At 70.4% G+C, this 24,988-nt stretch carries 20 protein-coding genes; 12 read left to right on the top strand and 8 right to left on the bottom strand.

The window, feature by feature from the left end:
* Nucleotides 1–10: 10 nt before the first annotated feature.
* Both Q0R13_RS18140 and rlmN read right to left on the bottom strand, forming a co-directional pair.
* Complete coding sequence (locus Q0R13_RS18140; RefSeq protein WP_293906570.1) at nucleotides 11–430, bottom strand: DUF350 domain-containing protein; 420 nt, start codon at nucleotides 428–430, stop codon at nucleotides 11–13.
* Nucleotides 431–648: 218 nt separating this feature from the next.
* On the bottom strand, nucleotides 649–1,803 hold the full coding sequence (gene rlmN, locus Q0R13_RS18135) for a 23S rRNA (adenine(2503)-C(2))-methyltransferase RlmN (protein WP_293906567.1): 1,155 nt from the start codon (nucleotides 1,801–1,803) through the stop codon (nucleotides 649–651).
* Nucleotides 1,804–1,936: 133 nt separating this feature from the next.
* Here rlmN and Q0R13_RS18130 point away from each other — a divergent pair, with 133 nt between their 5' ends.
* From Q0R13_RS18130 to Q0R13_RS18120, 3 genes are all read left to right on the top strand, one after another.
* On the top strand, nucleotides 1,937–2,722 hold the full coding sequence (locus Q0R13_RS18130) for a transporter (RefSeq protein ID WP_293906565.1): 786 nt from the start codon (nucleotides 1,937–1,939) through the stop codon (nucleotides 2,720–2,722).
* 242 nt (nucleotides 2,723–2,964) lie between these two features.
* Nucleotides 2,965–3,966, top strand: a complete 1,002-nt coding sequence (locus Q0R13_RS18125; protein ID WP_293906563.1) for an NADPH:quinone oxidoreductase family protein — start codon at nucleotides 2,965–2,967, stop codon at nucleotides 3,964–3,966.
* A 7-nt stretch (nucleotides 3,967–3,973) separates the two neighbouring features.
* The gene (locus tag Q0R13_RS18120; RefSeq protein ID WP_293906561.1) at nucleotides 3,974–5,158 is read left to right on the top strand and encodes a CoA transferase; all 1,185 of its coding nucleotides are present in this window, start codon (nucleotides 3,974–3,976) and stop codon (nucleotides 5,156–5,158) included.
* Here the strand turns inward: Q0R13_RS18120 and Q0R13_RS18115 are convergent.
* Both Q0R13_RS18115 and Q0R13_RS18110 read right to left on the bottom strand, forming a co-directional pair.
* Nucleotides 5,123–5,647 (bottom strand): isoprenylcysteine carboxylmethyltransferase family protein, encoded by a 525-nt coding sequence (locus Q0R13_RS18115; RefSeq protein ID WP_293906559.1) that lies wholly within the window; start codon nucleotides 5,645–5,647, stop codon nucleotides 5,123–5,125. The genes Q0R13_RS18120 and Q0R13_RS18115 overlap by 36 nt on opposite strands.
* Nucleotides 5,644–6,696, bottom strand: a complete 1,053-nt coding sequence (locus Q0R13_RS18110) for a 3-oxoacyl-[acyl-carrier-protein] synthase III C-terminal domain-containing protein (RefSeq protein ID WP_293906557.1) — start codon at nucleotides 6,694–6,696, stop codon at nucleotides 5,644–5,646. The genes Q0R13_RS18115 and Q0R13_RS18110 overlap by 4 nt, the downstream gene beginning before the upstream one ends.
* 102 nt (nucleotides 6,697–6,798) lie before the next feature.
* Between Q0R13_RS18110 and Q0R13_RS18105 the strand changes: the two genes are divergently transcribed.
* The 3 genes from Q0R13_RS18105 to Q0R13_RS18095 all read left to right on the top strand — a co-directional run bounded on the left by Q0R13_RS18105 (nucleotide 6,799) and on the right by Q0R13_RS18095 (nucleotide 10,729).
* Nucleotides 6,799–8,358 carry a DHA2 family efflux MFS transporter permease subunit gene (locus tag Q0R13_RS18105; RefSeq protein ID WP_293906555.1) on the top strand — a complete coding sequence of 520 codons (1,560 nt, stop codon included), beginning with the start codon at nucleotides 6,799–6,801 and terminating at the stop codon, nucleotides 8,356–8,358.
* Between the two features lie 86 nt (nucleotides 8,359–8,444).
* Nucleotides 8,445–10,562 carry a catalase gene (locus Q0R13_RS18100; protein WP_293906553.1) on the top strand — a complete coding sequence of 706 codons (2,118 nt, stop codon included), beginning with the start codon at nucleotides 8,445–8,447 and terminating at the stop codon, nucleotides 10,560–10,562.
* 14 nt (nucleotides 10,563–10,576) lie between these two features.
* Nucleotides 10,577–10,729, top strand: a complete 153-nt coding sequence (locus tag Q0R13_RS18095) for a hypothetical protein (RefSeq protein ID WP_293906551.1) — start codon at nucleotides 10,577–10,579, stop codon at nucleotides 10,727–10,729.
* Nucleotides 10,730–11,080: 351 nt separating this feature from the next.
* On the opposite strand, the gene Q0R13_RS18090 is transcribed toward Q0R13_RS18095, so the two are convergent.
* Entirely contained in the window at nucleotides 11,081–13,141 is a 2,061-nt protein-coding gene (locus Q0R13_RS18090) for a S9 family peptidase (protein WP_293906549.1), read from the bottom strand.
* Between the two features lie 138 nt (nucleotides 13,142–13,279).
* Here Q0R13_RS18090 and Q0R13_RS18085 point away from each other — a divergent pair, with 138 nt between their 5' ends.
* Both Q0R13_RS18085 and Q0R13_RS18080 read left to right on the top strand, forming a co-directional pair.
* A complete protein-coding gene (locus Q0R13_RS18085) occupies nucleotides 13,280–14,140 on the top strand; it encodes an SDR family NAD(P)-dependent oxidoreductase (protein WP_293906547.1) in 861 nt (286 codons plus the stop codon).
* Between the two features lie 13 nt (nucleotides 14,141–14,153).
* Nucleotides 14,154–15,083 (top strand): DMT family transporter, encoded by a 930-nt coding sequence (locus tag Q0R13_RS18080; RefSeq protein WP_293906545.1) that lies wholly within the window; start codon nucleotides 14,154–14,156, stop codon nucleotides 15,081–15,083.
* On the opposite strand, the gene Q0R13_RS18075 is transcribed toward Q0R13_RS18080, so the two are convergent.
* Nucleotides 15,080–15,493: a YkvA family protein gene (locus Q0R13_RS18075; protein ID WP_293906543.1), complete on the bottom strand. Its 414-nt coding sequence runs from the start codon at nucleotides 15,491–15,493 to the stop codon at nucleotides 15,080–15,082. The two genes, Q0R13_RS18080 and Q0R13_RS18075, sit on opposite strands and share 4 nt — an antisense overlap.
* 50 nt (nucleotides 15,494–15,543) lie before the next feature.
* Here Q0R13_RS18075 and Q0R13_RS18070 point away from each other — a divergent pair, with 50 nt between their 5' ends.
* The 3 genes from Q0R13_RS18070 (at nucleotide 15,544) to Q0R13_RS18060 (ending at nucleotide 22,718) form a co-directional block, all read left to right on the top strand.
* Nucleotides 15,544–16,323 (top strand): SDR family NAD(P)-dependent oxidoreductase, encoded by a 780-nt coding sequence (locus tag Q0R13_RS18070; protein ID WP_293906541.1) that lies wholly within the window; start codon nucleotides 15,544–15,546, stop codon nucleotides 16,321–16,323.
* Nucleotides 16,324–16,497: 174 nt separating this feature from the next.
* Complete coding sequence (locus tag Q0R13_RS18065; RefSeq protein ID WP_293906540.1) at nucleotides 16,498–17,634, top strand: AI-2E family transporter; 1,137 nt, start codon at nucleotides 16,498–16,500, stop codon at nucleotides 17,632–17,634.
* Nucleotides 17,635–17,870: 236 nt separating this feature from the next.
* Nucleotides 17,871–22,718, top strand: coding sequence for an NAD-glutamate dehydrogenase (locus tag Q0R13_RS18060; protein WP_293906538.1), 4,848 nt, complete (start codon nucleotides 17,871–17,873; stop codon nucleotides 22,716–22,718).
* Here the strand turns inward: Q0R13_RS18060 and Q0R13_RS18055 are convergent.
* On the bottom strand, nucleotides 22,715–24,127 hold the full coding sequence (locus Q0R13_RS18055) for a short-chain fatty acyl-CoA regulator family protein (protein WP_293906536.1): 1,413 nt from the start codon (nucleotides 24,125–24,127) through the stop codon (nucleotides 22,715–22,717). The two genes, Q0R13_RS18060 and Q0R13_RS18055, sit on opposite strands and share 4 nt — an antisense overlap.
* Nucleotides 24,128–24,320: 193 nt before the next feature.
* Between Q0R13_RS18055 and Q0R13_RS18050 the strand changes: the two genes are divergently transcribed.
* A complete protein-coding gene (locus Q0R13_RS18050; RefSeq protein ID WP_293906534.1) occupies nucleotides 24,321–24,722 on the top strand; it encodes a MerR family transcriptional regulator in 402 nt (133 codons plus the stop codon).
* 147 nt (nucleotides 24,723–24,869) lie between these two features.
* Here the strand turns inward: Q0R13_RS18050 and Q0R13_RS18045 are convergent.
* A partial coding sequence (locus tag Q0R13_RS18045) for a transposase (RefSeq protein WP_293904030.1) occupies nucleotides 24,870–24,988 on the bottom strand: 119 nt, incomplete at its 5' end.

Raw genomic sequence — 24,988 nt, 5'->3', positions numbered from 1 at the left:
CGATGTCCGGTCAGCTGCGGGCCGCCGCGATCACCAGGGCGGTGGCGATCTTGGCGCCCACCAGCAGGGCCGCGGCGGACATCTCGCCCTCCTGGATCCGTTTGGGCAGGCCGCGCAGGATCATGTCCACCAGCCGGAACACCAGCAGCTGCACCAGCACGGTGACGATGCCCCAAAGCCCGATCTCGATGACGTTGGTCGAGGCCCTGAGCGACGCCGCCAGCGGAATCGCCAGGCCCACCAGCACTCCGCCCAGCGACACGGCGGCGGCCTCGTTGCCGTCGCGGATCAGGGTGATTTCCTTGTGCGGCGTCAGCAGGACATAGATCGCCGCGGCCGCGAACAGGATCGCCACCGTGACGGTCGTATGCAGCAGGAACACCGGAAACCCGGCGGCGAAGGCCTGAATCTCAGGCGATGGTGTCGGCATGCGGTGTCCCCCGTGCAGCGGGGCGAATCGTTAGCACGGCGGCGCTCCATCAAGAACGCATCGCCGCGCCGCCTTCCCCCTCGGGGGGAAGTGGCCCGAATTGCGAAGCAAGAGGGTCGATGGGGGAGGTAAGCCTCCGTCCCCGACACATCCCCCATTGTCGCCGGCCTGCGGCTTTGGCGACATTTCCCCCAGAGGGGGAAAGCGAAGCGGGACGTCTAGCCTTCGGCCACCTTCCGCCGCGCGCTGGCTCGCACTTTTTCGCTCTCGCTCTTCAGCTGGCCGCAGGCGGCGAGGATGTCGCGGCCGCGGGGGGTGCGGATGGGGGAGGCGTAACCGCCGCGATTGAGGATCGCGGCGAAGGCCTCGATGGTCGACCAGGACGAGCACTCGTACGGCGTCCCCGGCCAGGGGTTGAACGGGATCAGGTTGATCTTGGCCGGGATGCCCTTCAGCAGCTGCACCAGCGCCTTGGCCTCGGCCGGGCTGTCGTTGACGCCCTTCAGCATGACGTATTCGAACGTGACCCGCTTGGCGTTCGACAAGCCCGGATAGGCCCGGATGCCGGCCATCAGCTGGGCCAGCGGATACTTCCGGTTCAGCGGCACCAGCGTCTCGCGCAACGCATCGTTGGTGGCGTGCAGCGAGATCGCCAGCATCGCCTGGGTCTTCTCGCCCAGCGCCTGCAGCTCCGGCACGACGCCGGAGGTCGAGACGGTGATCCGCCGCCGCGAGATCGCGATGCCTTCGTTGTCGGCGATGATGTCGATGGCGGCGGCCACCTGGTCCAGGTTGTACAGCGGCTCGCCCATGCCCATGAACACGATGTTGGTCAGGCGGCGGTCCGCCTTGGGCGAGGGCCACTCGGCCAGGTCGTCGCGGGCCACCTGCACCTGGGCCACGATCTCGGCCGCGGTCAGGTTGCGCACCAGCGCCTGGGTGCCCGTGTGGCAGAACGTGCAATTCAGCGTGCACCCCACCTGGCTCGAGACGCACAGCGCCCCCGCCCGGCCCACGTCGGGGATATAGACGGTCTCGATCTCGATGCCCGGCGCGGTGCGGATCAGCCACTTGCGGGCGCCGTCCTTGGACACCTGCCGCTCGACGATCTCCGGCCGCGCCAGGGTGAAGGCCTCGGCGAGCGCGGCGCGGGTCTCCTTGGCGATGTCGGTCATCAGGGCGAAGTCGGTGACGCCATAGTGGTGGATCCAGCGCCACAGCTGGCCGGCCCGCATCTTCGCCTTGGCCGCCGGCACAACGTCGGCCTCGACCAGCGCCGCCGCCAGCTCCGTGCGCGTCAGCCCGCAAAGGTTCGGCTTCACCGCCACATGCGGCCGGGCCGTCGCGCGGCTGAGATCGAGGGTCACGCCCAAAGTCATGTCCTTGGCTGGAAGCCGATGAATATAGGCGACCGGCCCCGTTCAACCAAATCGCCCGCCAGCCTCGCCCGCCGGTCTCGATCGCCCGGCTTGACCGCTGCGGGGCGGCGCAGCCTATCGTCCGGCCATGCGGACCCTCCTTCTCGCGCTCGCCCTGACGCTGTCGGCTGGCGCCACCCACGCCCAGCAGGCCAAGCTGCGCGACTTCTGCGCCGAGCGCCCGGGCAAGGCGACGCCGCCCTGCATCCTCGACGCCGGCCACCTGCAGCTCGAGGCCGGCCTCGCCGACGCCGTCATCGATCGCAGCCACGGCGGCCACCAGGAGACCTACACGCTGGGCGCCACGGAGCTGCGGTTTGGCCTGACGCCGCGGGTCGAGGTCGAGGTGGCCTGGGCGCCGGTGGTCGCCGTCCACGCCCAGGGCGCGGGCCACCGCACCGGGGTCGGCGACACCGTGCTGGGCCTGCGCGGCGCGCTCACCGACCCTGACAAGGATGGCCTGGCGATCTCCGCCCAGGGCTTCGTCACCGCGCCCACCGCCACCCGGGGCATGGGGGCCGGCGGCTGGACCGGCGGCGTGCGCCTGCCGGTCTCCGCGCCGCTGGCCAAGGACACCGACTTCGGCCTGACGCCGGAGATCGACGTGGTCCGCGACGCCGACGGCCACGGGGCCCACCTGGCCTGGATCGGGGTCGCCGGGCTCAGCCACGGGTTCGGCCGCCTGACCCTGGGCACGGAGCTGTGGGGCGAGGTCGACGACGACCCCGCCGGCCGCGTCCACCAGGCCAGCGCCGACCTGACCGCCGCCCTGGCGCTGGGCGACGACGCCCAGCTCGACGCCGGCCTCAACCTCGGCCTGACCCACGCCACGCCGGACGCCGAGGTCTACATCGGCGTCGCGCGGCGGTTCTGACCGCGCGCAGCGCAGAAGGATTCAACCACTGAAAACGCCGAAAACACTGAGCGCGGCGGGCGCGCCGGAGCGAGCTTTTGCGGTGACCCCTTCAGTGTTTTCAGTGTTTTCAGTGGCTAAAATGAATCGCCTGCGGCGCGCGCCAGGCCGCCTGTTCAAACGGCCGTTCGGTTTCAGCCTTCCGCCGTCACCGCCGCTGGGCTAGCGTCCGGCCCAATCGAAGACGCGTGGGAGAGACGTCCATGAAGGCGCTGTTGAGCAAGGCCGTTGGCGGGCCTGAGACCCTGGTGCTGGACGACATGCCCTCGCCCGAGGCCAAGCCCGGCTGGGCGGTGGTCAGCGTCAAGGCCGTGGGCGTGAACTTCCCCGACGTGCTGATCATCGAGGACAAGTACCAGTTCAAACCGTCCCGCCCGTTCGCGCCTGGCGGCGAGATCAGCGGCATCGTTAAGTCGGTCGGAGAGGGGGTCACCCACGTGAAGCCCGGCGACCGGGTGCTCGGCAACACCGGCTGGGGCGGCATGGCCGAGGAGCTGGCGCTGGAGGCCCACCGGCTGGTGAAGATCCCCGACACCATGCCGTTCGACGAGGCGGCCGCCTTCATCATGACCTACGGCACCAGCTGGCATGCGCTGGAGGCGCGGGCCAATCTGCAGCCCGGCCAGACCTTGCTGGTGCTGGGCGCGGCCGGCGGCGTCGGCCTGGCCGCCGTCGAACTGGGCCACGCCATGGGCGCCCGGGTGATCGCCGCGTGCTCCAGCCAGGAGAAGGTCGATCTCTGCCTAAAGCACGGCGCCGACGCCGGCGTGGTCTATCCCAAGGGCCCCTTCGATCGCGACGGCCAGAAGGCGCTGGCCGCCCTCTTCAAGGAGGCCTGCGGCCCGAACGGCGCCGACGTGATCTACGACCCGATCGGCGACGCCTATGCCGAGCCGGCGCTGCGCTCGATCGCCTGGGAAGGCACCTACCTGGTGGTGGGCTTCGCCGCCGGCGAGATCCCGAAGGTCCCACTGAACCTGGCCCTGTTGAAGGGCTGCCAGATCGTCGGCGTGTTCTGGGGCGGCTGGGTGGCCAAGAACCCGCAGCTCCACCAGAAGAACGTGGCCGACCTGCTGAAGATGTACGCCGACGGCAAGATCAAGCCCTACGTCTCGGAGCGTTTCCCGCTCACCAAGGCCGCCGACGCCATCACCCACCTCGCCAGCCGCAAGGCCATGGGCAAGGTGGTGGTGATGGTGGACTGACGGCCGCATGGCCAAGACCGGGGCCGGCGCCCTCGAGAGCCCGCTGACGGGGCTCAAGGTGCTCGACTTTTCGCGCGTGCTGGCGGGCCCGTTCGCCGGGCGGATGCTCAACGACCTGGGCGCCGACGTGGTCAAGGTGGAGCCGCCAGAGGGCGACGTCACCCGGCTCTGGGGCAAGGTGATCGGGGGCGTGCCGGGCTACTACCACCAGCAGAACGCTGGCAAGCGCAACATCTGCCTCGACCTGCGCGCGGCCGGGGCGCGCGAGCTGGTCCTGGAGCTGGTGGCCCAGGCCGACATCCTGATCGAGAACTTCCGCCCGGATGTGATGCCTCGCCTGGGCCTCGGCTATGAGGTCCTGCGGGCGATCAACCCGCGCCTGATCATGCTGTCGATCTCCGGCTTCGGCCAGGGCGGCCCGGAGTCGCGGCGGCCGGCCTACGCGCCGATCATCCACGCCGAGGCCGGGCTGATGGACCGCACCCGGCGGCGGACCGGCATGACCCGCACCGAGCTGCCGCTGTCGGTCGCCGACACCAACGCCTCCCTGCACGGCCTGGTCGCCACCCTGGCCGCGGTGATCCTGCGCCAGCGCACGGGCCTGGGGCAGCACATCGACATCGCCATGATCGACGCCACCCTGGTGACCGACGACCAGCTGCACTACGAGCTGGAGGATTCCGAGGCCACCATGGGCCTGCCCAACGATGTCTGGACGACAGGCGCCGGGCCGATCCTGGTCTCCGCCGACTTCCGCCACCTCTGGCGGCGCCTGACCGGCAATCTCGAAATCAAGGACCCCGCCGGGCCGTCGGCGTCGCTGGAGGACAAGATCCGCCTGCGCCGCGAGGCGGTCGAGGGGTTCCTGGCCGGCCTGCCGACCTGGGACGCGGTCGAGGCCGCCATGGACCGTATGAACATCGCCTGGGGCCAGGTCCGCGCCGGGGCGAAGATCGAGGACCAGCCCACCGTCCGGCACCGCGGCGCCATAACCTGGATCGACGACCGCGCCGGCGGGACGCGCCCGATCCCGCAATCGCCCTACCGCTTCTCCGCCGCTCGCAGCGAGGTGCGCGGGCCCGCTCCGCATCGCGGCGAGCACAACGACAGCGTACTTTCCGAGTGGATCGGCAAGCCGCCGCCCGGCATCCGCGCCCTATACGACGCCGGCGTGCTCCTGCGGGACGGTTAGGGAGACATGCCGCAGCGCCCGGCCCTCGGCCCGGATGCGCACCCGGAGCACCAGGGCGTTCAGCGCCGAGAACAGCAGCGCCAGGCCTGCCAGCCCGAAGGCCAGCGGCAGCACGGCGATCTCGGCGACCACCACCACATAGTTCGGGTGGCTGAGGAACCGGTAGGGCCCGCGCCGCACCAGGGGCGCGCCGGGCAGGATCACGATCCGCGTCGTCCAGCGACCGCCCAGGCTGGCGATCACCCAGACCCGCAGCAGCTGCAGGACGATGAAGCCGCCCAGCCACGGCAGGCTGACCGGGCGATCCCACCCCAGCCACCACAGGCTCGCCAGCCACGCGGCATGCAGGCCGACGATCAGCGGATAGTGGCCGGCCCCGGTCTCATGGGCCCCCTGGGCGATCAGCCGCCGGGTGTTGCGCTGCGCCAGCACCAGTTCGCCCAGCCGCTGCAGGGTGACCGCCGCCAGGACCAGGATCGACAGGGTCATGCCGCGCGCCTCAGCGTCACCGTGCTGGCCGTGAAGCCCGGGCCCAGGGCCGCGACCACCGAGGTCGGCGGCAACCCGGCGCGCCTCGCCCGGTCCAGCACGAACAGCGCGGTCGGCGCCGACATGTTGCCGTGCTCGGCCAGCACCGCACGCTCATGGTCCAGCTGGCCCTGGCCAATGGACAGCGACTGTTCCAGCGCCTCGATCACCTTCACCCCGCCGGGGTGGCAGATGAACCGGTCGACGTCGTCGATCTCCAGGCCCTGGGCGCGCAGCATCGAGTCCATGGCCGGCCGCAGGTTGGCGAGCGCGAAGGGCGGGATCGAGCGGGCGAAGATCACGCCCAGGCCGGTGGGGTCGATCCGCCAGCCCATGATGTCCAGGGTATCGGGCCAGGTGCGCTCCTCGGCATGGACCAGGCTGGCGAACCCGCCCTCGCCGGCGCGCAGCACGCACGCCGCCGCGCCGTCGCCGAACAGGGCGGTGGCGACGATGTCGGCCTTGGAGAGGTCGGCCATCCGGAACGCCAGGCTGCACAGCTCCACCGCCACGAACAGCACCACGGCGCCGGGCGTCGCGGCCGCCAGCTTGCCGGCCAGCCCCAGGCCGGTCGCCCCGCCCGCGCAGCCCAGGCCGAACACCGGGATCCGCGCCGCGTCGGGCCGGAAGCCCATGCGGCCCATGGCGCGGGCCTCCAGGCTGGGGGTGGCGATGCCGGTGGAGGAGACGGTGACGATAACGTCCACTTGCGAGCCCTTCAGGCCGGCCTCGTCCAGCGCACGGGTCGCGGCGTCGACGAACAGGTCGACGGCCGCTTCCAGATAGACCTCCGTCCGCTCCGGCCAGCCGCGGGGCTCGAGGTACCATTCAATCGGCCGCACCACCTGGCGGGTGCGGACGCCCGCGGTGGTGAACACCGGGGCCATGCGCTCGAACTGCGGGAACCGATCCGCGAACAGGTCGCGGGCGACCTGCTCGACGTCCTTCTGGGCCAGGGTGAACGGCGGCGAGGCCGTTGCGAGGGACAGCAGGGCGACGGGGGCGATCATGCAGGACATCCAGCGCCGGCGCGCGCGGCGGCCGGCTTCAAGCTCAAGCAACCGATCCTACACGAACTGGTTCCGGGGTATGGAGTCTGGATGCCCCGCGCCTTGAGCGAACCTTCGCCGCCGGACCCGACGCCCGAAGCCACGCTCGCCACCTGGTGCGGGTTTGCCCTGATGGGCCTGGGCATGTTCATGGCCATCCTGGACGTGCAGGTGGTGGCCACGTCGCTGCCGACCATCCAGCAGGCGCTGGCGGTCCCGGCCGAGCAGATGAGCTGGATCCAGACCGCCTATCTGATCGCCGAGGTGATCGCGATCCCGCTGACCGGCTTCCTGACCCGCTGGCTCAGCATGCGCTGGCTGTTCGTGGTCGGGGTCTCGCTGTTCACCCTGGCCTCGGCCGGGTGCGCGGCCAGCGCGGATTTCACCCAGCTCATCGCGCTGCGTGTGGTGCAGGGTCTGTCGGGCGGCGTCCTGATTCCGGCGGTGTTCTCCGCGGTGTTCCTGCTGTTCCCCATGCGGCGGCAGGCCATCGCGACCACGCTGGCCGGGATGCTGGCGGTGCTGGCGCCCACGGTCGGGCCCATCGTCGGCGGCTGGATCACCGAGACCTACAGCTGGCGCTGGCTGTTCCTGATCAATGTCGCGCCCGGCGTGCTGGCCGCCGCCGGCGCGGCCCTGCTGCTGCCGCGCGGGTCCGGCCAGCGTGGCCTGTGGCGCACCCTGGACCTGGTGGCGCTGGGCCTGCTGACGATCGGCCTGGCGGCCCTGGAGATCGGCCTGAAGGAGGCTCCCGGGCGGGGCTGGTCCTCACCCCTGGTGCTGGGCCTGCTGGCGCTGAGCGCCGCGTCGCTGGCCGCCTTCGTGCGGCGCGTGCTGGGCCGCGAGGCGCCCATCGTCGACCTGCGCACCCTGCGCGACCGCAACTTCGCGATCGGCAGCCTGCTCAGCTTCAGCCTCGGCATCGGCCTGTTCGGCTCGGTCTATCTGATGCCGGTGTTCCTGGCCTTCGTGCGCGGCCACCAGGCGCTCCGGATCGGCGAGATCATGCTGGTCACCGGCGCGGCCCAGCTGGTGACCGCGCCCCTGGCCGTGGCGCTCGAGCGCCGCGTGGACGCGCGTCTGCTGTCCGGCTTCGGCTTCCTGCTGTTCGGGGTCGGCCTGGCGCTCAGCGCGCGCCAGACTGGCGACACCGACTTCCACGCGATGATCGTGCCGCAGATCGTGCGCGGCGCGGCGATCATGTTCTGCCTGCTGCCGCCGACCCGCCTGGCGCTGGGTCGCCTCGAGGCCGCCCGCATCCCCGACGCCAGCGGCCTCTTCAACCTGATGCGCAACCTGGGCGGCGCCATCGGCCTGGCGCTGATCGATACCGTGATCTACGGCCGCCTGCCGCACCACGCCGCCGCCATCGTCGCCCGCCTGCAGGCCGGCGACCGCGTCACCGCCCAGGCGGTCGGCATCCCGCTGGCGCTGTTCGACGCCCGCCCGCCCGGCCCGATCGACCCCGGCACGGCGGCGATGCTGGAACCGATGGTGCGCAAGCTGGCGCTGGTCCAGTCGATCAACGAGGCCTGGGCGGTGGTCGCCGTGCTGACCTTCGCGGCCCTGCTGGTGGTGCCGTTCGCCCGCCCGGCCGCGCCGGCCGCAAAGGCCACGGCGTAAATATTCCTGCCGCCCCGGCGCACCGATTCCGCGCGAGCGGCGTTAGGCAGCCCTCAGGCTCGCACTTTCAGTTCAGGACCGCCCCGATGGCCAAGACCAAGCCCGCCGTTTCGCGTGCGCCCGCGACCGCCAAAGCCGCCCCGGCCCCCACCGTCGGCGCCGGCGGCGAACTGCACCAGACTGCCGCCGCCCCCGAGGCGCGGATCACCACCAACCACGGCGTGCCGATCAGCGACGACCAGAACGCGCTGAAGGCCGGCCCCCGCGGCCCGGCCCTGCTGGAAGACTTCGTGCTGCGCGAGAAGATCCAGCACTTTGACCACGAGCGGATTCCGGAGCGGATCGTCCACGCCCGCGGCTCGGCCGCCCACGGCTATTTCGAACTGACCAAGTCGCTCAGCCGCTACACCCGCGCCAGGATTCTTACCGAGGTCGGCAAGCGCACGGAACTGTTCACGCGATTCTCCACCGTGGCGGGCGGCGCCGGCTCGGTGGACACCCCGCGCGACGTGCGCGGCTTCGCGGTGAAGTTCTACACCGTCGAGGGCAACTGGGACCTGGTCGGCAACAACATCCCGGTGTTCTTCATCCAGGACGCCATCAAGTTCCCCGACCTGATCCATGCCGTGAAGATGGAGGCCGACCGCGGCTATCCGCAGGCGGCCAGCGCCCACGACACCTTCTGGGACTTCATCGGCCTGATGCCGGAGGCCACCCACATGATCATGTGGGCGATGTCCGATCGGACCCTACCGCGGTCGCTGCGGATGATGGAGGGCTTCGGCGTCAACACCTTCCGGCTGCTGAACGACAAGGACGAGGCGCACTTCGTGAAGTTCCACTGGCGGCCGAAGCTGGGGACCCAGTCCACCGGCTGGGACGAGGCGGTGAAGATCGCCGGCGCCGATCCGGACTTCCACCGCCGCGACCTGCACGAGGCCATCGCGTCCGGCGCCTTCCCCGAATGGGAATTCGGGGTCCAGGTGCTGAGCCAGGACGAGGCCGACGCCCTGCCGTTCGACATCCTGGACGCCACCAAGCTGATCCCCGAGGAGCTCCACCCGATCGAGGTGGTCGGCCGCATGGTGCTGGACCGCAACCCGGACAACTTCTTTGCCGAGACCGAGCAGGCCGCCTTCCTGCCCACCAATGTGCCCCCGGGCATCGATTTCTCCGAGGACCCGCTGCTGCAGGGCCGGCTGTTTTCCTACCAGGACACCCAGCTGTCGCGGCTGGGGTCGGTGAACTTCCACCAGCTGCCGATCAACCAGGCCAAGGGCTGCCCGTTCCAGAACCTGCAGCGCGACGGGCACATGCAGATGCAGGTCCCCAAGGGCCGCGCCAACTATGAGCCCAACAGCCTGGCGGAGGCCGGCGAGGACGGCGGTCCGCGCGAGGACCCCAAGGGCGGCTTCCGCACCGCCCCGGTGGCGACCGACGGGACCAAGGTGCGCCTGCGCGCCGAGAGCTTCGCCGACCACTACAGCCAGGCCCGGCTGTTCTTCCGCTCCCAGACCGCCATCGAACAGGCGCACCTGGCCAGCGCCCTGGTGTTCGAGCTCTCCAAGTGCAGCTTCGAGCACGTCCGCGCCCGAATCCTGGCCAACCTCCAGAACGTCGATGCCGACCTTTCCCAGCGCGTCGCGGCCGGGCTGAACGCCGAGCTTCCGGCCGCCTCCACCCCGGCGGCCGAACCGTTCGACATGGACGCCTCGCCGGCGTTGCGGATCGTCGGCAAGTCTCCGCCCAGCCTGATGGGCCGCGCGGTGGGCATCCTGGTCACCGACGGCGCGGACGGCCGCGTCGTCGCCGCGGTCCGCAAGGCGGCGGAGGCCGAGGGCGCCAGCGTCAAGATCGTCGCGCCCAGGATCGGCGGCGTGACCCTGGCGGACGGCAAGGCGCTGGCGGCCGACGGCCAGCTGGCCGGCACGCCCTCGGTGCTGTTCGACGCCGTGGCCCTGGTGGTCTCGGACGACGGCTGCGCCCAGCTGGTGAACGACAGCGCGGCCATCGATTTCGTCCACAACGCCTTCGTGCACCTCAAGGCGATCGGCTTCACCGCGACCGCCCAGCCGCTGCTGGACAAGGCCGGTGTCGCGCCGGACGACGGCGTGGTCGCGCTGGGCGGGCCCGTGGCCGGCTGGGTGGCGGCCGCCCGCACCCGCCAGTGGGACCGCGAGCCGACCGTACGCATCCTGGCCTAGCCCTTACGACGCGCATGGAGACCTCTGATGGGATCATCTTCGGCGCCGGGCCGGCCTGCCTCACGGCGGCCACTGATCTGGCCCGGTTCCGGCGGCGCGTGCTGGTGCTCGCCGCCGGACCCTCGCGGGCCAGCTGGATCCCCGAGAGCCACAACACGCCGGGCTAGGCGTCCAAACCAGAGATTGAGTGGCCCCAGCGACGGAAGGCAGCGCAGCCTACCCACCAAAGCACTTTGTTCAGCTTGGTCGCCCCAAGCTGATCTGCCGGTGCGCGCAATGACATAGTGTGTCAGTGCCGTCAGACGTTCTGGTGGTTGGTTTCGCATCCGCATTCAAATCATAGCACGCAGACGAATCGTGCGCGACGATCGCTTAACGTGCTGTCAAGAACCCGCCTCTTCAAATAGCAAGCCAAAACACGGAACACAACAAGAACATGAGATCCGCGCGTCGCGATCCTGGCTTACCCGGTCACGGCAGCCGGGCGCCACGAGTCGCGGCGCCTGAGCCACCGCCCCCTACTTCGCCCCCGGCCCGATCCACTCCGCCAGCCACGCCTGCACCGTGTCGTGCCACTGCAGTGAGTTCTGCGGCTTCAGGACCCAGTGGTTCTCGTCCGGGAAGTTGAGGAACCGGCTGGGCACGCCCTTGCGCTGCAGGGCGGTGAAGGCGGCGATGCCCTGGTCGACGGGGATGCGGAAGTCCTTGTCCGAATGGATGATCAGCATCGGCCGGGTCCAGTCGGCGACGTGGTCGATCGGATTGAACCGCTCGTAGGCCGCCGGGTCCGCCCAGGGCGTGGCCTTGCCGTTCTCCCACTCCGAGAACCACAGCTCCTCGGTGGCGTAGCCCATGACGCGGTTGTCGAAGACGCCATCGTGGGCGATCAGGCATTTGAACGGCGTCTGCCAGGTTCCGGCGATCCAGTAGACCATGAAGCCGCCATAGGAGGCGCCGGCCGCGCAGGCCCGGTCGCCGTCGATCCAGCCGTACTTCGCCTGCGCCGCGGCCCAGCCCTTCTGCAGGTCCTCGAGCGGCCTATCGCCCCAGTGGCTGGAGATCGCGTCCGTGAAGGCCTGGCCGTAGCCGGTGGAGCCGTGGAAATCGACCATCACCACCGCATAGCCCCAGCCGGCCCAGACCTCGGGGTTCCAGCGGGCGGACCAGCTGTCCTGCCACGAGCCTTCCGGCCCGCCGTGGATCATCATCACCGTCGGGTACTTGGCCCCCGGTTTCCAGCCATAGGGCTTGACCACCCAGCCGTGGACCCGGTCGCCGTTCCAGCCCGCAAAGCTGAAGCTCTCGTAGGCGGACATCTCGACGCCCGCCAACGCCGCATCGGCGACGTGGGTCAGCTGAACCGGCTGGCCCCCCGGCTTCAGGGCATAGACCTCGGCCGGATGGGCCAGGCTGTCCTTGGTGTAGACGATCACGTCGCCGCCCTTCGGCCTGGCCACGTCGAACCCGCCTACATGGCCGTCGCCGGTCAACGGCTTCACTGTGCCATTGGCCGTGCTCATCGCGAACAGCCGCATGTGCTGGACGTCGCCGGCCAGGACGTAGAGCGCCTTCTCGTCGCCGGAGAAGGCCAGGGCGTCGGCCGAGCGGTCCCACGCCGGGTCCAGCTCGCGCACCGTCTGGGTCTTGTTGTCGTATAGCATCACCCCGAAGCGGTCGGCCTCGAAGCCCGGCCGCTTCATCGCCCGGTGCGCCGCGAAGCGGCCGCTGGGGGAGGAGACCGGGCCGGCGTCCCAGGCCGGGTTGGCCGCCGACACGTTCCGCGGCGGGGTCGAGGCGTCGATGTGCACGACATAGAGGTCGAAGTTGGTGGACCACGGCTCGGTCCGGCCGGCCAGGCGGGCGGAGAACACCACCGACTGGCCGTCCGCGGTGATCTTGTAGTCCTCGTCGCCGCCGAACGGTCGGCCGGGGGCGTCGCCGTCGAAGCCCTGCATCAGCGGGACCGGCGCGCCGGTGGCGACGCCTTCTGTGAGGGCCAGGGCGAACAGGTGGTTCCGCGTGCCGTCGGCCCAGGTGTCCCAGTGGCGGACGAACAGCTTGTCATAGCTGCGGCCCGAGGCCTTGGACTTCGCCATCTCCGCCTGCCGCGCCTTGCTGGCCGCCGGGTCCTCGGCGTCCGGGAACACCGCCATGGAGACCACGATATGCTGGCCGTCGGGCGCGATCCGGAAGCTGTCGACCTCCAGCGGCAGGTCGGTGACCTGGCGCGGCTGGGCCGTCCTGCAGCCGGGGCAGACCTGCCAGACCTGGCCCTTGGCGAGGTAGTAGACGGCCGCGCTGTCGGCGGCCCAGCGCGGGTTGGTCCCCGCGTCCGCCCACTTCACCGGCGCGCTCCTGCCGTCGGTGGCCACCCCCCAGAGGCTGTGGGTGCGCCGGTTGGCCGCCAAGTCGAGCTTGGCCAGGTCGTAGACCGCCCAGCGTCCGTCCGGCGAGACGTGGGCGTCCGTCACCCGGTCCAGGGCCACCAGGTCCTGCTGAGTGAACGGCCGCGCCTCGGCGGCGACGGCCGAGGCCAGCGAAAGCGCCGCGGCGAAGGCGGCGACGAGGATGCGATTCACAGGGACGGGTCTCCGGCTGGACGTGGAGAGTCCCTAGGCGGAGCCCTGGCCGGTCGTAAAGCCTCGATGGCGGCGGCGGGGGTGACAGGGCGCGGCGCGGCGCCTACTGATCGGCGATAATCAGCGGGGGAGAGCGCGATGGCGGGACGTCTGGACGGCAAGGTCGCGGTGATCACCGGCGGGGTCTCGGGCATCGGCCTGGGGGCGGTGGAGCTGTTCGTCGCCGAGGGCGCGATGGTGGTGGCCGCCGACATCCAGGACGAGAAGGGCGCGATGCTGGCTCGCCGCTTCCCCGGCCAGGTCGCCTATGCTCACTGCGACGTCACCGACGAGGCGCAGATCGAGGCCGCGATGAAGCTGGCGGCCTCGGAGTTCGGCGGGCTGGATATCCTGTTCAACAACGCCGGCATCTCCGACGGCATGCGGGTGCTGGCCGAGATCGAGGCCGAGAAGTGGTCGTGGATCTTCGACGTCCTGGTGCGCGGCCCGGCGCTGGGCATGAAGCACGCCGTCCCCCTGATGCTGGCCCGCGGCGGCGGGTCCATCGTCAACACCGCCTCGATCGCCGGGCTGCAGGCCGGCTGGGGCCCGATCGCCTATTCTTCGGCCAAGGCCAGCGTGATCCACATGAGCCGGGTGGCCGCCGCCCAGCTTTCGCCGCGTGGCATCCGGGTCAACGCCATCTGCCCCGGCCTGATCGCCACCTCGATCTTCGGCGCCTCGCTGGGCCTGCCCCGCGCCCAGGCCGACCAGATGGCCGCCCAGGTCGCCCAGAACGCGGCGTCCGTGCAGCCCGTCCACCGGTCCGGCCTGCCCGACGACATCGCCCAGGCGGCGCTCTACCTGGCCTCCGACGCCTCGGGCTTCGTCACCGGCACGCACCTGGTGGTCGACGGCGGCATCACGGTCGGTTCGCGTCACGCCTGGGACCCCTCCGGCCCGTCGCCGTTCGCCGAGCTGTTCGGGACCGCCTTCGCCCCGCCCGCCCAGACGTCATGATCGGCGCGCCAGCGTGACCGATACGCCCGCCGCCAAGCCGGGCCTGTCGCCCAACCTGCGCGGCGCGCTGTGGATGCTGGGCTCGGCCGTGACCTTCTCGGTCATGACCACGCTGATCAAGTATCTGGGCAGCGACTACCCGGCGACCCTGCAGACCTTCTACCGCCAGGCGGCGGGCCTGATGATCCTGGCCCCGGTGATCGTCCGCCACCGCAGCGCCGCCTTCGCGACCACCCGGCCGGCGATCATGATCTTCCGCTCGGCGACCGGGACGGTGGGGATGATCCTGTCGTTCTACGCCTTCCAGAAGATGCCGCTGGCCGACGCCAATGCGCTCTCGTTCACCCGCACCCTGTGGCTCGTGCCCCTGGCCGCCTTCGTGATCCGCGAGCCGGTGGGCCCCTTGCGGATCGGCGCGGCGATCGTCGGGTTCCTGGGGGTGCTGGTGATGATCCGACCGGGCGCCGGCGGGCACTTCGCCATCGGCCTGCCGGCCATGGCCATGCTGGCCTCGGCATTCCTGTTCGCCTTCACGGTTACGGGGATGAAGGTGCTGACCCGCGACCATCCGCCGATGGTGATCCTGGTGTGGTCGGCGGTCCTGGGCCTGGTCCTGTCGATCCCCGGGGCGATCTACAGCTGGCGCGTGCCCGGGCCGCGGGACCTGTTCCTGCTCTGCCTGATGGGCGTGATCGCGACCGCCAACCAGGCCTGTTATATCAAGGGCATGCAGTCCGGCGACGCCGCCGCCATGGCGCCCATCGACTACACCCGGCTGGTGTTCTCGGCGGCGGCCGGCTTCTTCCTGTTCAACGAGGTCCCCAGCGGCTGGACCCTCCTGGGCGCCGGCATCGTCGTCGCCTCGACCCTGTTCATCACGCTCCGGGAACAACAGCTGGCCCGCTCCGCCAGGCTGACCGCCGTGCCGGAGGTGGACGGTTAGTCGTCGCGCAGGCCGTCGATCGCCCGGCGCGCGGCGTCCTTGTGCCGGGGCTTCAGGTTCTTGCCCAGGATGGCCAGCAGGGCGGCGAACACCGCGGCGTCGTCGGTGTAGCCGATGCCGGCGATGAAGTCGGGGATCGCGTCCACCGGCATCACGAAATAGGCCAGGGCCGCGAACGCCATGCCCTTGGCGGCCAGCGGTGTCTCCTCGTCCTGGGCGCAGTACCAGACCGAGAGCACCTCGCGGGCGAAGGGGACCCTGGCGGCGACCTTGCGAATCTTCGGCCAGAACCCGGCGACCACCCGCTGTTCGTTCAGCCGCATCACCGCTGGCACGAGGGCGCGGTCCTCTGCGATCTCCGCCTGCGGATCGAAGGTGACGCTGGGTGACGCTTTCTTGCGGCCGTTCATCGGACTAAGCCTTCGCGCAAATCCAGACCAACATAAGGGAGCGCTCCTCCATGGAACTCAATTCATCCGTCGCCGCCGTCGTCACGGGCGGCGCCTCCGGCCTCGGCGAAGCCACCGTCCGCGCCCTGGCCGCCCAGGGCGTCAGGTGCGCGATCTTCGACATGAACGAGGCCAAGGGCGAAGCCGTTGCCAAAGAAGTGGGCGGCGTCTTCTGCAAGTGCAATGTCACCTCCGAAGAAGAGGTCGACGCGGCCTTCGCCAAGGCCCGCGCGGCCCACGGCCAGGAGCGGATTCTGGTCAACTGCGCCGGCACCGGCAACGCCTTCAAGACCGCCAGCCGCGACAAGCAGACCCGCGAGACCAAGCACTTCCCGCTGGATGCCTTCAACTTCATCATCCAGATCAACCTGGTCGGCACCTTCCGCTGCATCGCCAAGTCGGCGAAGGGCATGCTGGACCTAGAGCCGATCGACGGCGAGCGCGGGGCGATCGTCAACACCGCCTCGGTGGCGGCCGAGGACGGCCAGATGGGCCAGGCGGCCTATTCGGCGTCCAAGGGCGGCGTGGTCGGCATGACCCTGCCCATCGCCCGCGACCTGGCCGGCGACGGCATCCGGGTGAACTGCATCCTGCCGGGGATCTTCGAGACCCCGCTGATGGCCGGCGCCCCGCCGCAGGTGAAGGATGCGCTGTCGGCCTCGGTGCCGTTCCCCAAGCGCCTCGGCCAGGCCCCGGAATACGCCCAGCTGGCCCTGACCATGATCACCAACGGCTACTTCAACGGCGAGGACGTCCGCCTCGACGGCGCGATCCGGATGGCGCCGCGGTAAGGTCCGACCGCCGCCCGCCCGATTTCGCCACGGCGACTGCGTGGCGGGCGGGGCCGTAAATCGCGGTCGGCGGGGCAAATCGGCTCCCCAATCGCGGTGAACAGCGGTAGAGCACGCCGGATTTGACGGGGCGCCGCGCGACGCGGAGACTCCCCAGAGCTTCCGAAAGCGCGCATGCCCGCACCCGCCGCCGACCCGGTCTCGCGAAACGCCCTGGTGTTCCTGGCGACCATCGCCGGCGGCGCGATGCTGTTCGAGCTGCGGGACATCCTGACGCCACTGGCGCTGGCTGTGTTCCTGGCGATGATGATCGACGGCTTCGCCCGGGTGCTGGAGGCGCGCCTGCCGGGGCTGTCCAGGCGGTTCGCCACCCCGCTGGCCATCGTCCTGTCGGTGCTGATCTTCGGCGGGGCGGCGTTCTTCATCGCGGACAACGGCGCGGCCTTCGCCGGCCAGCTGGTGACCTACACGCCGAAGCTGAACGGGCTGATCGTGCGGATCGCCGGCCTGGTGGGCGTCGAGGCGCCGCCGTCCCTCAACGAGCTGGTCGCCAAGCTCAATCCGGCCAGCTACCTGGGCCGCATCGCCGGCGGCCTGCAGGGCTTCGCGACCACCGCGATCTTCGTGCTGGTCTACCTCGGCTTCATCCTGGCGTCGCAGCAGGGCTGGGCGCGTAAGGCGATCGGCCTGTTCCCGTCGCGGGAACGGCGGCGCGACGCCGTCGACGCCTTCCTGCGCATCCGCAACGGCATCGAGCAGTATCTGTGGGTCCAGACCGTCACCGGCCTGATCATCGCCGGCATATCCTGGATCGCCATGACCGCCGTCCACCTGGATAATGCGATCTTCTGGTCGATCCTGATCTTCATCGCCTGCTACATCCCGATCCTGGGCGGCATCGTCGGGGTGGGCGCGCCGTCGGTGTTCGCCCTCGTCCAGTTCGAGACCCTGTGGCAGGCCATTGCCCTGATCGTGGTGTTGCAGCTCACCCACGCCTTCGTGGGCAACATCATCCTGCCCCGCATGCAGGGCCGCAGCCTGAACATGGACCCGATCGTCCTGCTGCTGGGCCTGACCTTCTGGACCACCGTCTGGGGGCTGCCGGGCGCCTTCCTGTCGACCCCGCTGATGACCATCACCATGGTGATCCTGGCGCAATTCACGGGCACGCACTGGATCGCCGTGCTGCTGTCCGGCGACGGCGACCCGAGCGCGCTGAAGGGGTCCCCGGCCCTCCACGAACTCCCCAATGCCGGCCCGCCCAAACCGTCCCGAAAACCGAGACCCAAGAACTTGCGGCCGGGGACTTAAACTGTGCGCCACCGCTTCCTAAATAAGGTTGGTCGGGCGGCAAGTTCGTCCGACAGGTGCGCCCGTCCCCCAACCCCGCGGGCGCAGCGAGCACCCCGCGTTTCGCCGCTCCCCCTCGGCGGAACCACGCGCCGCCGGATACTCTCCTCCGGCGGCGTTTTCGCGTCCGGACCCAGCCTTTCCAGCCCCCACCTTCGTCGACCACAGGCGGCCCGTCGGGCCGTGGAGGTTCGCCCATGAGCCGCTCGCCCCCCGCCGCATCCGGGCTGGCCAAGGCCGTCCAGACACAACTCAAGGGCGACGCCGACCAGGCCGGCGTGAAGTCGTTCGCCCGGCAGGTCAGCGAGGACGCCCAGCCCGAGGAACTGCCGGAGCTGTCGATCGCCGACCTGGCGCGCAACCTCGCCGACCTGTGGGCCTACGCCGAGAAGCGCCGGGGCCGCGCGCCGCAGATCCGCATCAGCGACGCGGTGGGCGCCACCTTCGACCGGCTGGACATCGTCCAGGACGACGCGCCGTTCCTGGTGGATAGCATCATGGGCGAGATCGGCGACCAGGGGCTGGCGGTCCGCGCCATGTTCCATCCCATCGTCGAGGTGCGCCGCGACCGGGCCGGCCTGCGCGGCGACGCCGGGGCGCCGCGCCGCGAATCGCTCATCCAGATCCTGATCGAGGACGTCAGCGCCGATCGCGAGACGACGCTGGTCGAGGGGGTCAAGGCGACCCTGGCGGACGTGCGCGCCGCGGTGGACGACTTCCCGGCCATGCTGGAGCTGATGGGCCGAACGGTCACCGAACTGCAACTGTCGGGCAAGGCGCGGCCGGAGGAGGTCGACTTCCTGCAGTGGCTGCACGAACAGCACTTCGTCTTCCTGGGCGCGCGCATCTACGAATACCCGCGCCTCAAGAACGGCGAGTACGCGCCCGAAGAGCCGATGTACCAGCCCGCGGACGGTCTGGGCGTCCTGCGCGACGCGACGCGTACTGTCCTGCGCCGCGCCAACGAACCGGCGGTACTGATGCGCCAGGTGAAGGACCGCATCATCCGCGACCCGGCGCTCACCATCGCCAAGTCCAATGTGAAGAGCCGCGTCCACCGGCGCGGCTACATGGACTACGTGGGCGTCAAGCGCTACGGCGTGGACGGCCGCCCCTCGGGCGAGGTCCGCTTCGTGGGCCTGTTCACCGCCGAGGCCTATGACGAGCCGGCCGCCTCCGTGCCGCTGATCCGCGAAAAGGTGGCCCGCGTCCTGGCCCGCGCCAAGGCCATGCCCGGCAGCCACAACGAGAAGCGGCTGAAGAACATCGTCGACAACCACCCGCGCGACGAGCTGTTCCAGATCCCCGAGGACGAGCTGCTGGAGCAGGCGCAGGGCATCCTGCACCTCTATGACCGGCCCCGCGTGCGGCTGTTCGTGCGCCGCGATCCGTTCGGCCGCTTCGCCTCGGTGCTGCTGTTCGTGCCGCGCGACCGCTACGACTCCGACCTGCGCAAGCGGGCCGGCGACATTCTGGCCGGCGCGTTCCGCGGGCGGCTGTCGGCCTACTACCCCAGCTTCAACGACACGCCGCTGGCCCGGGTGCACTACATCATCGGCCTGACCCCCGGCGACCATCCCGCGCCCGACCTGCGCAAGCTGGAGGCGCAGATCACCGAGGCGGCCCGGACCTGGGAGGACCGCTTCAATGCCACGGTCCGCGCCGGCGGCGGCGACCCCGACGCCATGGCCGCCACGGTCGCGAAATACCGCGACGCCTTCCCGGCCGGCTACCGCGACCGCTTCAACGCCGCCCAGGCGCTGGAGGACGTGGCGGTGATCGAGGGCTTCGGGCCCGACCAGACGCTCTGCGCCCGCGCCTATCGCACCGCGGCCGACGGGCCGCTGCAGTTTCGCCTGAAGCTCTACCGGCGAATCGTGCCCGCCGCCCTGGCCGACGTGCTGCCGATCCTGGAGAACATGGGACTGAAGGCCCTGGCCGAGGCGGGGTTCGCGATCGCCCCGGAAGGCCAGGACGCGGTGTGGGTGCACGACTTCGAGATCGAGGACCCGAGGGGCGCCGACCTGGTGTTCGCCGAGATCAAGGACGCCTTCGAGGACGCCGTGGTCGCCGTCTGGACCGGCCGGACCGAGAGCGACGGCTTCAACCGCCTGGTGCTGGAGCTGTCGATCCCCTGGCGCGACGCGGCCCTGGTCCGCGCCCTGGCCCGCTATCGCCAGCAGTCGGGCCTGGACCCCTCGCAGCGCGGCCAGGAGGAGGCGCTGTCGAACCACCCCGGCGTGTCGCGGCTGATCCTCGACCTGTTCCGGGTGAAGTTCGACCCGGCCATCGCCGTCGACCTGGACGCCCGCAAGGCCCAGGCCGCCGCGGTCATGGCCGAGATCGTCGAGGCCTTGCAGGCGGTGGACAGCCTGGACGACGACCGGGTCCTGCGCCGCCTGGCGCTGCTGGTCGAGGCCAGCCAGCGGACCAACTTCTACCAGCTTGGCCCCGACGGGTCGGCGAAGCCCTACATCTCGTTCAAGGTGGCCAGCGGCCAGCTGGCCGACCTGCCGGCCCCTAAGCCGTTCCGCGAAATATTTGTCTGGTCGACGGCGGTGGAGGGCGTTCACCTGCGCTTCGGCCCGGTGGCGCGCGGCGGCCTGCGCTGGTCCGACCGCCGCGACGACTTCCGCACTGAGGTGCTGGGACTGGTGAAGGCCCAGCAGGTGAAGAACGCGGTGATCGTGCCGGTCGGCTCCAAGGGCGGCTTCTATCCCAAGCAGCTGCCCAAGGGCGGCTCGCAGGACGCCATCCGCACCGAGGCGATCGCCGCCTACAAGACCTTCCTCTGCGGCCTGCTCGACCTCACCGACAACCTGACGGCAGCCGGCAAGGTCACCCGCCCGCCGGGCGTGATCGCCCATGACGGCGACGATCCCTACCTGGTCGTGGCCGCCGACAAGGGCACGGCGACCTTCTCCGACATCGCCAACGGCGTCGCCGAATCCTACGGTTTCTGGCTGGGCGACGCCTTCGCGTCGGGCGGCTCGGTGGGTTACGACCACAAGGTGATGGGCATCACCGCCCGCGGCGCCTGGGAGGCGGTGAAGCGCCACTTCCGCGAGCTGGGCAAGGACATCCAGTCCGAGCCGTTCACGGTGATCGGCTGCGGCGACATGTCGGGCGACGTGTTCGGCAACGGCATGCTGCTGTCGCAGCAGACCAGGCTTCAGGCCGCCTTCGACCACCGCCACATCTTCCTGGATCCGGATCCGGACCCGGCGAAGAGCTACGCCGAGCGCGCGCGGATGTTTGTCCTGCCGCGGTCCTCGTGGGACGACTACGACCGCAAGGCGATCTCCAAGGGCGGCGGCGTGTTCCCGCGCAGCCTGAAGTCGATCCCACTGTCGCCGGAGGTGCAGCGGTTCCTGGAGACCGACGCCGAGAGCCTGGCGCCCACCGAGCTGATCCACCTGATCCTGAAGGCCCGCGCCGAGCTGTTCTACCTGGGCGGCATCGGCACCTATGTGAAGGCGCGGACCGAAAGCCAGATGGACGCCGGCGACAAGGCCAATGACGCGGTGCGCGTCAACGGCGCCGACCTCAGGGTCAAGGTGGTGGGCGAGGGCGCGAATCTGGGGCTAACGCAAGCCGGCCGCATCGAGTTCGCCGAGGCCGGCGGGCGGGTAGAGACCGACGCTATCGACAACTCGGCCGGGGTCGACAGCTCTGACCACGAGGTGAACATCAAGATCACCACCGGCATCCTGGAGCGGCAGGGCAAGCTCACCCGGGCGCAGCGCAACCGGCTGCTGCCCAGCATGACCGACGACGTGGCGCGCCACGTGCTGGTGCACAACTACGACCAGACGCTGGCGCTCTCGCTGCTGGAGATGGACACGGTGGGCGAGCTGGAGCCGCATGCGCGGTTCATGGCCGAGCTGGAGCACGCGGGCCGCCTGGACCGCGCGGTCGAGGGGCTGCCCGACGCCCTGCAGATCGCCGAGCGGCTGAAGGCCGGGCGGGGGCTGTCGCGGCCCGAGCTGGCGGTGCTGCTGGCCTACGGCAAGCTGGAGTTCAAGCGGGACATGGTCGCCAGCCGCGCGACGGAGGACCCGTTCTTCGAAGGCCGGCTGGAGAGCTATTTTCCCAAGGGGCTGCGCAAGTACAAGGACGCGATCCACAGCCACCGCCTGCGGCCGGACATCATCGCCACGGTGATCGCCAACGACATCATCAACCGCTGCGGCCCCAGCTTCCCGTCGCGGATCATGGCGGCGGCCGGCTGCGACGTGGTGGCCTTCACGGCGGGGTATGAGGCGGCCAAGCAGGCGCTGGACTTCGAGCGGCTATGGGCGGCGACCGAGGCGCTGGACCTGAAGATCCCGGCCGGCGGGCAGATGGCGCTGTTCCGGCGGCTGACGGCGGCGCTACGCGGGGCCACCTTCTGGCTGGCGCGGCGGGCTGGGCGCGAGGGGCTGGACGTGGCCGAGCTCACCACCCGCTATGCGCCGGGCTTCCGCAGCCTGCACGCCTTGCTGCCGGAGATCCTGTCGAAGGCCGAGCGGGAGGCCGTGGATCGCCAGGTCTCCCGGCTGATCGACGCCGGCGCCCCGCTCGAGAAGGCCCAGGCCGCCGCGGTGCTGGGCCCGCTGACCAATGTCGGCGACCTGGTCGACCTGGCCGAGGCCTCCAGCTGGCCGCTGCACAATGTGGCCCGGCTCTACTACGCGACCGGCGCGGCCTTCGCCTTCGATCGCCTGCGGGCGGCGGCGGGCGAGTTCCGGGCCGGGGACATCTTCGAGCGCACGGCGCTGCGCCGGCTGATCGAGGACCTGCTGGCCGAGCAGGCCCAGCTGACGCGGGCCATCATGGCCTTCGCCGGCGACGCCGAGGCCGGCGCGGATGCGGCCAGCGCCACGACCGCCGTCGGCGCCTGGTCGGCGCTGCGCCCCGAGCAGACCCGGGCCGCCACCCGCACGATCGAGGAGATCGAACTGGGCGGCGGCGGCTGGACCTTCGCCAAGCTCACCATCGCCAACGCCGCGCTCCGAGAGCTGGCCGCCGCGGCGGCGTCGACGCGAAAGCGCCGCGCGAACTAGGGACCCAGGCGGTAGGGCACCGTCCGCCGTTCGTGCTTCGGCACGTTCAGGCGGCGGTCCACCGGCGGGAAAGCGCGCTGGGCGCAGTCGTCGCGCTCGCAGATCCGGCAGCTGACGCCGATCGGCGCCGCCGCGCCCTTCAGGTCCAGGCCCTCGGAATAGACCAGCTCATGGGCGTCGGCGATCTCGCAGCCGAAGCCCAGCACATAGCGCCGGTCGGGGGCCAGGTAGGATTCCGAGCGCTTCACCACCGCGCGGGCGACGCAGAGATAGCGCACGCCGTCCGGCATGGCGGCCAGCTGCACCAGGAAACGATCCGGCGCGCCCACCGCATCGTGGACGTTCCACAGCGGGCAGGCCCCGCCGAACCGGGCGAAGCGGAAGCGCGTGGCGCTGTGGCGCTTGGTGATGTTGCCGGCATAGTCCAGCCGCACGAAATAGAGCGCCACGCCGCGGTGGCCCGGCCGCTGCAGGGTGCTCAGCCGGTGGCAGACCTGCTCCAGGCTGGCGCCGAACAGCGCGGCCAGCTGTTCCACGTCGTGGCGCAGCGCCCGCGCCGCCGCCGCGAACCGCCGGTAGGGCGTCACCAGCGCGCCGGCCGCGTAATTGCCCAGCCCGACCCGGCAGACGTCGACCGCCTCGCCGCTCTTGAACCGTGCCTGGTCCAGCTCCATCTCGATGATCCCCGACAGGCTGGCGACCGCCACGTGATAGGCCATCTGGAAGGCCCGCGTCGGGGTGGGCTGGGCGGCGTTCAGCCACAGCTCGCGCGCCACCGGATCATAGCGCCGCATCACGTCGCCCAGCGGCGCATGGCGCACCCGCACGCCCAGCCGCTCGCGCAGGTACATCTCCAGCAGCATGTCGGGCGACCCCGGGGCGTCCAGGCCGATCTCCTGGGCCAGGTCCTCGGCGGCGCGATCCAGAGCGTCGAGGTAGTTGTCCTTGAAGTGGAAGAAGTCGCGCACCTCCTCGTACGGCAGCAGCGAGCTGGCGGCGGCGCCCTCGTCCAGCGACACCGCCTCCTCGGTCAGCTTCAGGCGTTCGCCCAGCCGGTGGTTGGCCCGGTGCAGGTCGAGGAACCGGCGCGCGAAGGCCGGCGCCTGTTCCGCCACCTGCCGCAGTTCGCTGAGCGGAATCTGATCGGCCGCCGATCCGCTCTCGGCGGCGGCCTCGCGCAGGTCGGCGATCAGCCGCTGATCGTTGTCCGCCTCGAACAGTTCGGCCGGGGCGCCGAAGGTCTCGATCAGGCCCATCAGCACACGGTCGCTGACCGGCCGCTGGTTGGCCTCGATCTGCGAGAGATAGCTCACCGAGATACCCAGGCGCTGGGCGCAGGCTTCGAGGCGCCACCCGCGCCGGGTCCGCAGCGCGCGCACCTTGGGACCGACGAAGAGTTTTTGGCGCATTTTGCAATTTTACAAATGTGGCGGGTGCGGTGGCCAATTCTTCGCACGTTGTCATTTGAGATACGAAGAAAAACAAGGCTTCTTCACGCTCGAGCGCTCCGGGAACGACCGGCGCGCGGATCAATTCTGTTTCACTGATTGCGCTAAGTCGACGCGCCCAGGTCCCTGGGCGTCCGCCCATCGGACCGGAACCATGGCTCCAGAGAACCTCCACCACCTGCCGCGGCTGGGCATGGCGAACGCCATGCGGATCTTCGGCATGACCGCGCGCGCCCTGCGCTTCTATGAGGAGCGGGGGCTGGTCGAGGCCCGCCGAGACCGGCTGAACGCCCGCTACTACGACCCCGTCGCCCGCGGCCGGCTGGCGTGGATTTCCCGCCTGCGCAAGGCCGGTGTTTCGCTCACGGACATCGAGGACGTGCTGCGGGCGGAGGACGAGGACGGTCGCGGCGCGGACTGCGCGCGGGACAAGCTGGCAGGCCGCCGCGAGGCGCTCGCCGCCGAACTGGCCCAGCTCGACAGCGTGCTGGCGGACCTGCGGACGCCCGCCAGCGACGGGCAGGCCCGCCGCCTGGGGCTCGGCGTCCGCGGCTGATCGCGCCCGGGCCTAGAGCCTTTCTGGTTCAAGTGGACTCACTTGAACCAGATAAAAAGGCTCTAACTCTTTCAATTAGAGAGTGTCGGGCGCCGAAACCGGGATCCACTTTCGCCTGACGCGCTCTAGGTCGTAGGGACGATTTAGTCATTTGAGCCAGAGCATGATGCTGGCGAGGGTGACGAAGCCCATGAAGGTCTGGGCGAGCTTGTCGTAGCGTGTGGCGATGCGCCGACACTGCTTGATGCGGCTGAAGAAGCGCTCGA

Origin of the sequence: Phenylobacterium sp. (assembly GCF_025351295.1) — a bacterium.
GTDB lineage: Bacteria > Pseudomonadota > Alphaproteobacteria > Caulobacterales > Caulobacteraceae > Phenylobacterium.
Note: the sequence above shows the minus strand (reverse complement) of the source record. Positions and strands in the feature narration are given on the sequence as shown.